The organism is Curtobacterium sp. DN_7.5, assembly GCF_022655355.1.
In the GTDB taxonomy this organism is placed as follows: domain Bacteria; phylum Actinomycetota; class Actinomycetes; order Actinomycetales; family Microbacteriaceae; genus Curtobacterium; species Curtobacterium luteum.
Map to the genome: position 1 here is coordinate 2,034,925 of NZ_CP093378.1, position 13,506 is coordinate 2,048,430.

Genomic DNA, 13,506 nt, shown 5'->3' on the forward strand with positions numbered 1-13,506 from the left:
AGTGCGACAGAATGGGTGGCATCGTGAACCAGACGCCCGTGCCCCCGCTCCTGTTCCTGTTCGACATGGACGAGGTCCTCGTGCACTACGACTGGCGGGTGCGGATGGAGGCCCTCGCCGCGTTCACCGGGCACGACTTCACCGAGCTCCGCCGGCGCTGGTGGGACTGCGGCAACGAGGCCCGCGCCGAGGCCGGGCACTACGCCGACGGCGACGCCTACCTCGCCGCGTTCGAGGACGCGATGGGCTGCGACGTCCCGGAGGCCGAGTGGGCACGGTTCCGCGGCGCGGCCATGACCGAGCTCCCCGAGCGGATCGAGGCGGTCCGCATCGCGGCCGAGCACGGGCGCGTCGGACTCCTCACGAACAACGGGCCGCTCGCCGGGCGGTGGATCGCGCGGTGGGCGCCGTCGCTCGCGCAGCTCTTCGGCGAGCACCTCGACACGACGAGCAACTTCGGCGCGCGCAAGCCCGAGCCCGAGGTCTTCACGCGGGCGCTCGAGCACCACGGCGTGCCGGCTGAGCGGACCTTCTTCGCGGACGACATGCCCGTCAACGTCGAGGGCGCCCGCAGCGTCGGCATCCACGCGGTCCTGGTCGAGGAGCACACCGACCTCCGGCAGGCGGTCCGCGCGTTCGTCGCGCAGCAGCGCGAGGCCTCCGCCGTCGTCTGACCGGGGCTGCGCGTCACGCCCGGCTCCGCCAGGCACGCGAGGGACGCCCGGCCGGGAGGCACGGCGCACGCCCGCCTCGGCGGTCGCGTCAGCGGGTGGCCGTCGTGGTGCGGTCGCGTCCGGTGAGGTCGACGTGCGTCTCCGGGCTCCGGAAGCCCCGGGCGGCGAGCACCTCGCGCACGCCCGCCCCCTGCGGTTCGGCGTGCTCGACCACGAGCACTCCCCCGGGCACGAGCAACCGCCACGCGGTCTCGGCCAGGGCCCGCACGGCGTCGAGGCCGTCCGGTCCGCCGTACAGCGCCATCGCGGGGTCGTGGTCACGGACCTCGGGGTCGACCGGCACCGCGTCGTCGGGCACGTAGGGCGGGTTCGACACGACGACGGAGACCGTCCCGTCGAGCTCCCGCAACGCGTCGGCGAGGTCGCCCTCGACGAGCCGGACCGTGCCGCCGTGGGCCTCGACGTTGCGCCGGGTCCAGGGCAGGGCCTCCGGGGACCGTTCCACCGCGTAGACCACCGCGTTCGGTACCTCGGTGTCCATCGCGATGGCGATCGCACCGCTGCCGGACCCCAGGTCGACGGCCACCGGCGCCGGCACCGCGGTCGCCCGCAGCGCGTCGATGCCGAACTGCACGACGCCCTCGGTCTCGGGTCGCGGGACGAAGACGCCCGGACCGACCGCGAGGGTCAGCGCACGGAAGTACGCCTCCCCCGTGATGTGCTGCAGCGGCTCACGGGTCCGCCGTCGGGCGACGGCCTGCCGGAAGCGTTCGACGTGCGCCCCGGCGATCGCGCCTCCCGTCAGCGCGCGCGCCTGGACTGCGCCGCGGGACGTGTCCGTCGCCCAGGCGAGCAGGAGCTCGGCGTCGACCCGCGGCGTCGGGACGCCGACGGACCCGAGCGCCGCGGCCGCCTCATCGAGGAGGCGATCCGCGGCGAACGTCCCGTCCCCACCCACGGCGATCCGTGCCTCCCGACCGTCGATCACGCGTCCTGGTCGCCGATGGCGGCCAACCGGGCCTCTTCGTCGGCGCGGATCGCGGACTCGATGACGGGCTCGAGGGCGCCGTTCATGACCCGGTCGAGGTCGTACGCCTTGTACCCGGTGCGGTGGTCCGCGATGCGGTTCTCCGGGAAGTTGTACGTGCGGATGCGCTCCGAACGGTCCATGCCGCGGATCTGCGACTTGCGCGCGTCCGAGGCGATGGCGTCGAGCTCCTCCTGCTGCTTCGCGAGGATGCGGGCGCGGAGCACGCGCATGCCGGCCTCGCGGTTCTGCAGCTGCGACTTCTCGTTCTGCATCGCCACCGTGATGCCCGTGGGCAGGTGGGTGATGCGGACCGCGGAGTCCGTCGTGTTCACGGACTGCCCGCCGGGGCCCGAGGACCGGTACACGTCGATCTTGAGGTCGTTCTGGTTGATCTGCACCTCTTCCGGCTCGTCGACCTCGGGGAAGACGAGGACGCCGGTCGTCGAGGTGTGGATGCGCCCCTGCGACTCGGTCGCCGGCACGCGCTGCACGCGGTGCACGCCGCCCTCGTACTTCAGGTGTGCCCAGACACCCTGGGACGGGTCGGTCGCGTTCGACTTGATCGCGACCTGGACGTCCTTGTAGCCGCCGAGGTCGGACTCGGTGCGCTCGAGCATCTCGATCTTCCAGCCCTTGGACTCGGCGTAGTGCGAGTACATGCGCAGGAGGTCGGCCGCGAACAACGCCGACTCCTCGCCGCCCTCGCCGCCCTTGATCTCCATGATCACGTCGCGCCCGTCATCGGGGTCCCGCGGGATGAGCAGCCGGCGGAGACGCTCCTGGCGCTCCGTCAGCTGCTCCTCGAGCGCCGGGACCTCGTCCGCGAACGCCTCGTCCTCGCGGGCGAGTTCCTGGGCGGCGGCGAGGTCGTCCCCCGCCGCCTTCCAGGACTCGTACGCGGACTTGATCTGGTTGAGCTCGGCGTACCGCCGGTTCACCTTCTTCGCACGGACCGGATCGGCGTGGAGCGCGGGGTCCGACAGCTGCTGCGTCAGGTCCTCGTGTTCCGCCAGCAGCCCTGCCACCGACTCGAACACCGGTTACTCCTGGTGGCCGTTGTGGTGTCCGCCGGTCGTGGGGACCGACTTCTGCACCTGGACCAGGAACTCGACGTTCGACTGCGTCTCCTTGAGGTTCCGCAGCACGATCTCCAGCGCCTGCTGCGGGTCGAGCCCGGCGAGGGCACGACGCAGGCGCCACGTGATCGTGACCTCGTCGGCGGAGAGCAGCTGCTCCTCGCGACGGGTACCGGACGCGTTGACGTCGACGGCCGGGAAGATCCGCTTGTCCGCCAGGTGGCGGTTGAGGCGGAGCTCCATGTTGCCCGTGCCCTTGAACTCCTCGAAGATGACCTCGTCCATCTTGGAGCCGGTCTCAACGAGCGCCGTCGCGAGGATCGTCAGCGAGCCGCCGTCCTCGATGTTGCGCGCGGCACCGAAGAAGCGCTTCGGCGGGTACAGCGCGGCCGAGTCGACGCCACCCGAGAGCACACGGCCCGATGCCGGCGTCGCCAGGTTGTAGGCGCGACCGAGGCGCGTGATCGAGTCGAGCAGCACGACGACGTCGTGACCGAGCTCCACGAGGCGCTTCGCACGCTCGATGGCCAGCTCGGCGACCGTGGTGTGGTCCTCCGCCGGGCGGTCGAAGGTCGAGGCGATGACCTCGCCCTTCACCGAGCGCTGCATGTCGGTGACCTCTTCGGGCCGCTCGTCCACGAGGACGACCATGAGGTGCGCCTCGGGGTTGTTCTTGGCGATCGCGTTGGCGATGGCCTGCAGCACGACCGTCTTGCCGGCCTTCGGCGGCGACACGATGAGGCCGCGCTGGCCCTTGCCGATCGGCGACACGAGGTCGATGATCCGCGTCGACAGCTTCTGGGGCTCGGTCTCGAGGCGCAGGCGCTCGTTCGGGTACAGCGGCGTGAGGTCGGAGAAGTCCTTGCGGGCCGCTGCCTCCTCGGCGGTCTGGCCGTTCACGGTGTCGACCTTGACGAGCGCGTTGTACTTCTGCCGGCTCTGCTGCTCGCCGCCCTGGGGCTGCTTGATCGAACCGACGACGGCGTCGCCCTTGCGGAGGTGGTACTTCTTCACCTGGCCGAGCGAGACGTAGACGTCGCTCGGGCCGGGCAGGTAGCCGGTCGTCCGCACGAAGGCGTAGTTGTCGAGGACGTCGAGGATGCCCGCGATCGGGATGAGGACGTCGTCCTCGGTGACCTCGGGCTCGAGGTCGTCCTGCTGACCGCCACGGCCACGCTTGCGGTCGCGCTGGCGACGGCTCCGGCCCTCACCGTCCTGCTGGAGGTCCTGCTGCGGGCCGTTCTGGTTCTGGCCGTTCTGGCCGTTCTGGTTCTGGCCGTTCTGCTTCTGCTGACCGTTCTGCTGACCCTGCTTCTGCTGACCGTTCTGCTTCTGGTCGTCCTGCTTCGGCTGACCGTTCTGCTTCTGGTCGTCCTGCTTCGGCTGGTCGTCCTGCTTCTGCTGACCGTTCTGGTCGCCGTTCTGGGCGGCGTCGCCGTTCTGACCGCGACCACGGCCACGGCCACGGCTGCGGCGCCCACGACGCGAGCCGCCCTCGCCCTGGTCACCGGCGTCGCCGGAGTCGGCGCCCTGCTCGGCGGGCTGCGCGGCGGAGTCGGCCGGTGCCTCCTGGCCGTCCTGCTGCTGCGCGGCCTGCTGGCCGTTCTGCTGCCCGCGCCCGCGGCGCTGGCCCGCGGCCTGCGCCGCTTCCTGCGCGTCCTTCTCGGCGCGCACCTGGTCGAGACCCGCGAGCAGGTCCTCGGTCCCGGTGTGGCCGTGGTTCTGGTGGTCCGCAGCCGAGGTCGGCGCGGCGTTGACGGTGCCGCCCGAGGAGGCGCGGCGCGAGCGGCGCGCACGGCCGCCGGCCGGCTGCTCGGTCGCCTCGGCGCCGGTGGCGGTCGGCTGCGTCTCCGCAGCGGGCTGCTCGGGCGCCGACGGCGCCGGCTGCTCGGAGGTGGACTGCGCAGGGGTCGACTGCGCGGTGACCGGCTGCTCGGCGACCGGCTCCGGCAGCGTCGGCTGCTCGGTCGCCGGGGTCTCGGCCGTCGCGGGACGCTTGTCCTCGATCGTGGCGATGAGGTCGCCCTTGCGGAGCTTGGAGAGCCCGGTGATGCCGAGCGAGGAGGCGATCCGCTGCAGCTCCGGGAGTCGGAGGGCGCGCAGGTCGCTGGGGATCTCCACCGGGGTGGAGTCGTTGACGTTCGTCAAGGTGGGTGTTTCCTTTCGAACCGCAGAACGCGGAGAGTTTCCACCAACCCGGATGCACAGGGATGCACGCACCGTCGTTCAGACGACGGACCGAGTACGGGTGATCAGGAAGAGAATGCCCCCGCGCACCTGACCCTGCACCGGCGAGGATCGTTCCTGCTGCCTATGCGGGATCGGCTTGGAGCGCCGAGTGCGCTGCCACTGTAGCACCACCCAGGTCCACCGCCAGCATGAGCGGCCGCCAGTCGGACTGGGCGTGTCGCGACACCAGGTCCGCCGCGGTGAGGCGCTGTGCCGGGTCGCTGCCGAGGACGAGCAGGCTGGGGCCGGCGCCGGAGACGACCGCGGCGAGCCCGTGCTGCCGCAGGAGTCCGATGAGGGCGTCGGTCTCCGGCATGGCACTCGCCCGGTAGGCCTGGTGGAGCCGGTCCTCGGTCGCCGCGAGCAGCAGCTCCGGGCTCTGGATGAGTGCCGCGACGAGCAGCGCCGAGCGGGACACGTTGAAGGCGGCGTCCGCGTGCGGGACGCTCGCGGGCTGCAGGGACCGTGCGAGCTTCGTCGACAGCGTCGACGTCGGCACGAAGACCACCGGCGAGACACCTCGGTGCACCAGGAGCCGCTTGTACGCCGGCCCCTCCGCCGTCATCCACGCGATCGTCAGCCCGCCGAACAGCGCCGGGGCGACGTTGTCCGGGTGGCCCTCCATCTCGGTGGCGAGGGTCAGGAGCGTCGACGCGTCGAGGTCGACGATCCCCTCGAGGAGCCCTCGCGCGGCCATCAGCCCGGCGACGATCGCGGCGGCGGACGAGCCCATGCCGCGCCCGTGCGGGATGGCGTTGACGGCGTGCAGCTCGAGTCCGGGCTGCTCGGCGACGCCCGCGTACGCGAGCCCACGTCGGATCGCCTGCACGACGAGGTTCGTGTCGTCGGTGGCGACCTCGCCGGCACCGACGCCCTCGACGGTGACCGTCGCCCCGGCTCCGGGACGGACCCGGACGGTCACCTCGTCGTAGAGGGAGAGCGCGAGCCCGAGCGAGTCGAAGCCCGGGCCGAGGTTCGCCGAGGTGGCCGGCACCCGCACCCGCACCGCCCGTCCGGCCGGTACAGCGTGCTGGGCGGTCGCGCCCTCCCCCGGTCCGGACGAGCGGAGCACGCTCACTCCGCGCCGACCAGTCCGAGCACGTCCGCGACGGACTTGGTGTCCACCGGCACGACGGTGGGCTGCACCTCGCCGCCGTCCTCGGTGCGGAGGGCCCACTGCGGGTCCTTCAGGCCGTGGCCGGTCACCGTGATGACGACCTTCGCGCCCTTGCCGACCACGCCGGCGTCCGCTCGCTCGAGCAGCCCCGCGACGCCGATGGCCGACGCCGGCTCGACGAACACGCCGACCTCGGCGGAGAGGATGTGGTGCGCCGCGAGGATGGCCTCGTCGGAGATCGCACCGAAGTAGCCGTCGGTCTCGTCGCGCGCCTCGAGGGCGTACTGCCACGAGGCCGGGTTGCCGATGCGGATCGCCGACGCGATGGTCTCCGGCTTCGCGACGACCTCACCGCGGACGATCGGGGCGGACCCGGCGGCCTGGAACCCGAACATGCGCGGGAGCTTCGACGACCGGCCGGCGGCGACGTCCTCGCGGTAGCCGCGCGAGTACGCGGTGTAGTTGCCGGCGTTGCCGACGGGCAGGAAGTGGAAGTCCGGCGCGTCGCCGAGCACGTCCACGACCTCGAACGCCGCGGTCTTCTGCCCCTCGATGCGGTCGTTGTTGACCGAGTTGACCAGGTGCACCGGGTAGTTCGCCGCGAGGTCGCGCGCGATGTCGAGGCAGTCGTCGAAGTTGCCCTGCACCTGCAGCAGCTGGCCGTCGTGGGCGATGGCCTGGCTCAGCTTGCCCATGGCGATCTTGCCCTCGGGCACGAGCACCGCGGCGGTGATGCCCGCGTGCGTGGCGTACGCGGCGGCGGACGCGCTCGTGTTGCCCGTCGAGGCGCAGATGACGGCCTTCGCGCCGTGCTCGACGGCCTTCGAGATCGCCATCGTCATGCCGCGGTCCTTGAAGGAGCCGGTCGGGTTCATGCCCTCGAACTTGACGTAGACGTCCGCGCCGGTGCGCTCGGAGAGACGACGTGCCGGGATGAGCGGGGTGCCGCCCTCGCCGAGGGTGACGACGGGCGTCGCCTCGGTCACGTCGAGACGGTCGGCGTACTCGCGCAGGACTCCCTGCCACTGGTGGGCCATCAGGCTCCCCTTTTTGTTCGGTGTGGTGTTCGTGGGCGTGGTGCTCGCCAGGTCGCGGCTCAGGCGCCGGCGACCCGCAGCACGCTGGTGATCTCGGCGACGACGTCCTCGTTCCGGAGCGCCACCACGGTGTCGGCGAGGTCGGACTCGCGCGCCAGGTGGGTGCCGATGACGAGCGTCGCGGTCGCACCGGTGCGGTCGGCACCGGGAGCGTCCGTCTGCAGCGCACTGGTCTGTTCGACCGTCTCCACGCTGACGCCGTGCTTGGCGAGCACGCCGGCGACGGTCGACAGGACACCGGGGGCGTCCGCGACGTGCAGCGTGATCTGGTAGCGGGTGCGCACGGTCCCGATCGGGAACACGGGCAGGTCCGCCTGGGTCGACTCGGCGACGCCGGGGCCGCCGATGACGTGCCGGCGCGCGGCGGACACGAGGTCGCCGAGCACGGCCGATGCCGTCTCGACGCCGCCGGCGCCCGCGCCGTAGAACATGAGGTCGCCCGCGGCCTCGGCCTCGACGAACACGGCGTTCTTCGCGCCGTGGACGCTCGCGAGCGGGTGCGACTCCGGCACGAGGGCCGGGTACACCCGGGCGGAGACGCCCTCGCGTCCGTCCTCGTCGGTCAGGCGTTCGGCGGTCGCGAGGATCTTCACCACGTAGCCGGCCTTGCGGGCGGCACGCACCTGGTCGATCGTGATCGCGGTGATGCCCTCGCGGTGCACGGCGACGAGCGGCACGGAGGTGTGGAACGCGAGCGAGGCCAGGATCGCGGCCTTCTGCGCGGCGTCGTAGCCCTCGACGTCGGCGGTGGGGTCGGCCTCGGCGTACCCGAGCTCGGTGGCCGTCGCCAGCGCGTCCTCGAAGGTCGCTCCCTTGCGGTCCATGAGGTCGAGGATGAAGTTCGTGGTGCCGTTGACGATGCCCATGATCCGGACGATGCGGTCACCGGCGAGGGAGTCGTGCAGGGGCCGGATGATCGGGATCGCCCCGGCGACCGCGGCCTCGTAGTACAGCTGCGCGCCCACCTGCTCGGCCGCGGCGAAGAGCTCCGGGCCGTGGGTGGCGAGCAGCGCCTTGTTGCCGGTGACGACGTCGGCGCCGGACTGCAGTGCCTGGAGCACGAGCGTCCGTGCGGGCTCGATGCCGCCGATGAGCTCCACGACGATGTCGGCGCCGAGGATCAGCGACTCGGCGTCGGTCGTGAAGAGCTCCTTCGGCAGGTCGACGTCCCGGGGCGCTCCGGTGTCGCGGACCGCGATGCCGACGAGTTCGAGACCGGCACCCGCACGCGAGGCGAGCTCGTCACCGTGCTCGAGGAGGAGCCGCGCGACCTGCGAACCGACCGAGCCGGCTCCGAGCAGGGCGACGCGGACGTTGCGGTATTCGATCATCTGGGGGTGGTTCCTGTCGGTCGGGGGTCAACGGCCGGAGCCGGCTGCGGGAAGGACCCCGGTGTCACGGGCGAGCAGGTCGTCGATCGACTCGCCTCGGACGAGGATACGGGCTGCGCCGTCGGCCACCGCCACGACGGGCGGACGTCCGACGTGGTTGTAGTTGCTCGCGAGGCTCCAGCAGTAGGCACCGGTCGCAGCGACGGCGAGGAGGTCGCCGCGGTGGACGTCCCCGGGCAGGTACTCGTCCTGGACGACGACGTCGCCCGACTCGCAGTGCTTGCCGACGACCCGGCTGAGGACCGCCGGGGCGTCCGAGGACCTGGCGAGCCGGGCCGTGTAGTCGGCGCCGTACAGGGCGGGGCGGGCGTTGTCGCTCATGCCGCCGTCGACCGAGACGTAGGTGCGGGTGGCGACGTCGGCGGTCGGTTCGTCCGCCGCGACCGCGTCGTCCTCGGTCGCGACGACGGGCTCGTCACCGGGGTGTGCGTCCGCGTCCTCGAGCGTCACCGGCTTGATCGTGCCGACCGAGTACAGCGTGATGCCGGCGGGGCCCACGATGTAGCGCCCGGGCTCGACGGCGATCTCCGGTACGGGGATGCCGCGCTCGGCGCAGGCCTCCGCCACGATCGTCGCGAGGGCCCCGGCGACGTCCTCCGGCGCGAAGGCCGAGTCGGCCTCGGTGTAGTCGATGCCCCAGCCGCCGCCGAGGTTCAGCTCCGGCACGGGACCGGTGGCGACGAGGGAGGCGTGGACGTCCATGAGACGCCGGGCGGCCTCCCGGAACCCGGCCTCGTCGAAGATCTGCGAACCGATGTGCGAGTGCAGCCCGACGAACGCGAGCGACGGCTCGGCACGCACCTCGGCCGCCGCCTGCTCGGCCTCGGTGAGCGGGATGCCGAACTTCTGGTCCTCGCGGGCGGTCGCGAGGTACTCGTGCGTCGAAGCGTGCACGCCGCTGTTGATGCGGACGCGGACGCGCTGGACGACCCCGGCGTCGGCGGCCGCCCGTGCCACGCGCTGCACTTCCTCGTGGCTGTCGAGCACGATCGTCCCGACGCCGACCTCGACCGCACGGGCGATCTCGGCGTCTGACTTGTCGTTGCCGTGGAAGCCGAGCATGCCGGGGTCCACCCCGCCGGCGAGGGCGACCGCGAGTTCGCCGCCGGTGCAGACGTCGACGCGCAGGCCCGCCTCGGCCATCCACGCTGCGACCTGCGTCGTCAGGAAGGCCTTGCCGGCGTAGTACACGTGCGCCCGGGTGCCGATGCGACCGAAGGCCTCGGAGAACGCCGTGCGCACCCGCACGGCGCGGGACTGGACGTCGCGTTCGTCGACCACGTAGAGCGGCGTGCCGAACTGCCGGACGAGGTCGGAGGCGGTGATCCCGCCCACGGCGAGCTCGCCGTCGTCCGTCCGGGTCGCGGAGGCGGGCCAGATGCGCGCGGTCAGCGCGGAGGGGTCCGTCGGGAACCGCAGCCGCGGCGGGGCAAGGGGGTTCTCGCTCACGGGACCCGATCCTACCGAGCCGTGGCGGGCCTCCCGGCCGGTGTTACGAGCAGGAGCCCACCGACCGCAGCCCGTCCTCGCTGAGCGGCAGCGAATCCGCGGTCACGCGGACGGTCGCCTGTCGCGCCGTGATGTCCAGGTCGCGCACGGCGAGCTGGGACGGCAGGAAGCGCGCGGTGCACACGGTGACCGGGACGTTCGTGACGCCGGGGATCGTGTCGACCTTGAGCCCGAGCGACGAGTTGGTGATCCGTACGCTCTTCGGGGTGATCGTGACGCCCTTGCCGTCGTCCTGCGCGACGACGTCGCCCTTCGCGGCGTAGGTGATGTCGTACCCGAGGACCGCGGTGGAACCGGACAGCTCGACCCCGCCGTCGACGAGCTTCAGGCGGTCGAACAGCGGGCTGTACTTCGCGAGGTCCGTGATGCTGGCCGAGGCGAGCGTCACGGTGCCGTCGACGTCGCGGACGTCGCCCTGCCCGTCGACCGGCACGTCGTGCACGGTGACGTCGGCTGCGAGCGGGATGCCGTCGACCGTGATCCTCCGGGAGGAGATCTCGACCTGGTCGAGCTTCCCCGAGAGGAGCTGCGGGATGACGATGCCGTCGGCGTGTGCCTCGACCTGGCCGGTGGTGCCCTCGGGGAGGGAGCGTTCGACCTGCTCGGCGATGATCCGGTCGACCACGCCGCGGAGGACGAACTCGGCGACGACCACGAGGGCCGCGAGCACGAGGAGCACGACGACGAGGACGATCGGCCAGCGGCGGCGCTTCGGGCGGGCGACGGGGGCGGCGGTCATGCGTCCCACCCTGCCAGGACCCACCATCCACCCGCCTGGAGGCGCGGTGTGCGCCCGGTGTGTGCGCTGCGGTGGGGTGCGGTCGGCGTTTGCACAACCAAAGTCGTTCCGAACCACGCAAACGCGTGGTTCGGAACGACTTTGGTTGTGCGGCGCCCGCGGCGCCGCGCGCAGCGCGCTGCGCGCCCGCGCTACATGCGCTCGGGCGCGCTCACCCCGAGGAGCCCGAGCCCGTTGCGGATGACCTGCCCCGTGGCGTCGTTCAGCCAGAGGCGCGTGCGGTGGAGGTCCGTCACGGCCTCGTCCCCGAGCGGCGTGACGCGGCAGGAGTCGTACCAGCGGTGGTACAGGCCCGCGAGCTGCTCGATGTACCGCGCGATCCGGTGCGGCTCACGCAGCTCCGCGGCCTGCCGGACGACCCGCGGGTACTCGGCGAGGGCCCCCACGAGGGTGCTCTCGGTCTCGTGCGTGAGGAGTGCGGCGTCGAACGCGGACCGGTCCACCCCGGAGGCGGCGGCGTTGCGGGCCACCGACTGCGTGCGCGCGTGGGCGTACTGGACGTAGAAGACCGGGTTGTCGTTCGTCCGCTTCGTCAGCAGGTCGAGGTCGATGTCGATCGAGGTGTCGCTGGCGAACCGGACCAGCGCGTACCGGCCGGCGTCCACACCGACCGCGTCGACGAGGTCCTCCATCGTGACGATCGTGCCCGCGCGCTTCGACATGCGCATCGGCTCGCCGTCCTTGAGCAGGTTGACCATCTGCCCGATGAGGATCTCGAGGTTCTTGCCCGGCTCGTCGCCGAAGGCCGCGCACATCGCCATCATCCGGCCGACGTAGCCGTGGTGGTCCGCACCGAGCATGATGAGGTTCCGCTCGAACCCGCGCTCGCGCTTGTCGAGGTAGTACGCCAGGTCGCCCGCGATGTACGCCGGCTGCCCGTCGGACTTGATCACGACGCGGTCGCGGTCGTCGCCGAAGTCGGTCGTGCGGAGCCACAGCGCACCCTCGGCCTCGTACATCTTGCCGAGGGACTGCAGCCGCTCGATGGCCCGCTCGACGGCCTTCGACTCGTGCAGCGAGTTCTCGTGGAAGTACACGTCGAAGTCGACGCCGAAGTCGTGCAGGGACGACCGGATGTCGGCGAACATGAACTCGACGCCCTCGCGGCGGAAGAGCTCCTGCGCCTCGTCACGCGGGAGGTCGCGGACGTCGGTGCCGGCCGGCAGCGTGGCGATGACGCGCGCCGCGATCTCGCCGATGTAGGCGCCGCCGTAGCCGTCCTCGGGCGTGGGCTCGCCGAGCGCGGACGCCACGAGGGACCGGGCGAACCGGTCGATCTGCGCGCCGTGGTCGTTGAAGTAGTACTCCCGCGTGACGAGCCCGCCCTGCGCCTCGAACACGCGGGCGAGGCTGTCGCCGACCGCGGCCCAGCGGACGCCGCCCATGTGGATCGGGCCGGTGGGGTTGGCGGAGACGAACTCGAGGTCGATCTTCACGCCGTCGTAGAGGTCGCCGTGCCCGAAGGACGCGCCCTGCTCGACGATGGTCCGCGCGATCGCACCGGCGGCCGCGGCCTCGAGCGTGATGTTGATGAAGCCGGGGCCGGCGACGTCGACCGAGGCCACGCCGTCGAGCTCGGTCAGCTCCCCCGCGATCTCCGTCGCGAGCTCGCGCGGGTTCGTCCCGACGCGCTTCGCGAGCTGCATGGCGGCGTTCGACGCCCAGTCGCCGTGTGCGCGGTTCTTCGGCCGCTCGAGGGCCGCGTGCGACTCCTCGACCGTCACCGTGTCCGACGCACCTCGTCGCTCCACGATCCCCGTCAGGATCGACAGGTACGCGGCGGAGAGTTCGGCTGGGGTCATAGCGGTCGATCCTACCGGCGTCCACGGGCCTCCCCGGACGATGCGCCATCATGGCCGGATGACCTCCCGCAGCCGCGTCCGGGCGATCAGCGCCGCCGTCCTCGCGACCACCTCCGTCGCCGTGCTCGCCGCCTGCTCCGGTGGCGGCCAAGCGGGTCCGACGGCCACCGCGACGCCGATCGGGACGCCGGTCACGCAGTCCTGCACCGACCTGCTGCCGCTGGAGTCGCTCGCGGTGTACGGGCAGGCGTTCGAGGAGGTCGGGTCCTACCGGCCGTCGAAGGGCTCGCCCGCGGCCTGGATCGCCGAGCACCGCGGACGCGTGTGCCAGTTCCGTGAGGTCTCCGACCACGCCGTGACGATCTCGTTCGCCGTGGCCCACCTGCCTGAGAAGTCGCTCACGAACCTCAAGGACGCGCTCTACCAGCGGGGTGGCTCGGTGCCGACGTACCGGGTCGAGGGGTACTTCGACCTCGCGGACGACGGGGTCGGTCGCGCGGACGCGTTCCCGGACCCGTACTGGGTCACCGCGTCCTCGACGCTCTTCACCGAGCCGGGCGGTGCCCAGCCGGTGGTGGACGCGATCCGCGGCGTGGTCGCGCCGAGCGCGACGTCGTCGGCGACGCCGACCCCCTGACGCCGACCCCGCGGACGCCGTGCCCCTGAGGCGCGCTGCGCCGGACTGGAGGCCCGTGGCGGGCCCGCACCGTGCCTCCCGGCGGTCTGTCGGTGGCGGGAACGACCGTGACGCACCTGGCGGAAACACCACGGGGGACGGTCGC

General features: G+C 72.2%; 11 protein-coding genes. 2 read left to right on the top strand and 9 right to left on the bottom strand.

The features are described from left to right. Positions 1-23 precede the first annotated feature (23 nt). On the top strand, positions 24-674 hold the full coding sequence (locus tag MON03_RS09435; protein ID WP_175329111.1) for an HAD family hydrolase: 651 nt from the start codon (positions 24-26) through the stop codon (positions 672-674). An 88-nt stretch (positions 675-762) separates the two neighbouring features. Here the strand turns inward: MON03_RS09435 and prmC are convergent, their stop codons facing one another. The 9 genes from prmC to argS form a co-directional block, all read right to left on the bottom strand. After that, complete coding sequence (prmC, locus tag MON03_RS09440; RefSeq protein WP_502798699.1) at positions 763-1,638, bottom strand: peptide chain release factor N(5)-glutamine methyltransferase; 876 nt, start codon at positions 1,636-1,638, stop codon at positions 763-765. Between the two features lie 20 nt (positions 1,639-1,658). Continuing rightward, the gene (gene prfA, locus MON03_RS09445) at positions 1,659-2,741 is read right to left on the bottom strand and encodes a peptide chain release factor 1 (RefSeq protein WP_175329110.1); all 1,083 of its coding nucleotides are present in this window, start codon (positions 2,739-2,741) and stop codon (positions 1,659-1,661) included. Positions 2,742-2,744: 3 nt separating this feature from the next. Then, the gene (gene rho / locus MON03_RS09450) at positions 2,745-4,928 is read right to left on the bottom strand and encodes a transcription termination factor Rho (RefSeq protein ID WP_242088164.1); all 2,184 of its coding nucleotides are present in this window, start codon (positions 4,926-4,928) and stop codon (positions 2,745-2,747) included. 163 nt (positions 4,929-5,091) lie between these two features. Then, a complete protein-coding gene (gene thrB / locus MON03_RS09455) occupies positions 5,092-6,081 on the bottom strand; it encodes a homoserine kinase (protein WP_175329108.1) in 990 nt (329 codons plus the stop codon). Positions 6,082-6,083: 2 nt separating this feature from the next. After that, positions 6,084-7,163: a threonine synthase gene (thrC, locus tag MON03_RS09460; RefSeq protein WP_175329107.1), complete on the bottom strand. Its 1,080-nt coding sequence runs from the start codon at positions 7,161-7,163 to the stop codon at positions 6,084-6,086. Between the two features lie 59 nt (positions 7,164-7,222). After that, a complete protein-coding gene (locus MON03_RS09465) occupies positions 7,223-8,554 on the bottom strand; it encodes a homoserine dehydrogenase (RefSeq protein ID WP_175329106.1) in 1,332 nt (443 codons plus the stop codon). Positions 8,555-8,581: 27 nt separating this feature from the next. Then, entirely contained in the window at positions 8,582-10,063 is a 1,482-nt protein-coding gene (locus MON03_RS09470) for a diaminopimelate decarboxylase family protein (protein WP_242088165.1), read from the bottom strand. 43 nt (positions 10,064-10,106) lie between these two features. After that, complete coding sequence (locus tag MON03_RS09475) at positions 10,107-10,862, bottom strand: LmeA family phospholipid-binding protein (RefSeq protein ID WP_175329104.1); 756 nt, start codon at positions 10,860-10,862, stop codon at positions 10,107-10,109. A gap of 191 nt (positions 10,863-11,053) precedes the next feature. Further along, positions 11,054-12,724 carry an arginine--tRNA ligase gene (argS, locus tag MON03_RS09480; RefSeq protein ID WP_022903538.1) on the bottom strand — a complete coding sequence of 557 codons (1,671 nt, stop codon included), beginning with the start codon at positions 12,722-12,724 and terminating at the stop codon, positions 11,054-11,056. Positions 12,725-12,782: 58 nt separating this feature from the next. Here argS and MON03_RS09485 point away from each other — a divergent pair, with 58 nt between their 5' ends. Then, positions 12,783-13,361: a hypothetical protein gene (locus MON03_RS09485; RefSeq protein WP_022903539.1), complete on the top strand. Its 579-nt coding sequence runs from the start codon at positions 12,783-12,785 to the stop codon at positions 13,359-13,361. Positions 13,362-13,506: the final 145 nt, after the last annotated feature.

Excerpts from the sequence above, each read along its gene's own strand:
- thrC (WP_175329107.1), bottom strand. The coding sequence starts at position 7,163 with ATGGCCCACCAGTGGCAGGGAGTCCTGCGCGAGTACGCCGACCGTCTC.
- MON03_RS09465 (WP_175329106.1), bottom strand. The coding sequence starts at position 8,554 with ATGATCGAATACCGCAACGTCCGCGTCGCCCTGCTCGGAGCCGGCTCG.
- MON03_RS09475 (WP_175329104.1), bottom strand. The coding sequence starts at position 10,862 with ATGACCGCCGCCCCCGTCGCCCGCCCGAAGCGCCGCCGCTGGCCGATC.
- argS (WP_022903538.1), bottom strand. The coding sequence starts at position 12,724 with ATGACCCCAGCCGAACTCTCCGCCGCGTACCTGTCGATCCTGACGGGG.
- MON03_RS09485 (WP_022903539.1), top strand. The coding sequence starts at position 12,783 with ATGACCTCCCGCAGCCGCGTCCGGGCGATCAGCGCCGCCGTCCTCGCG.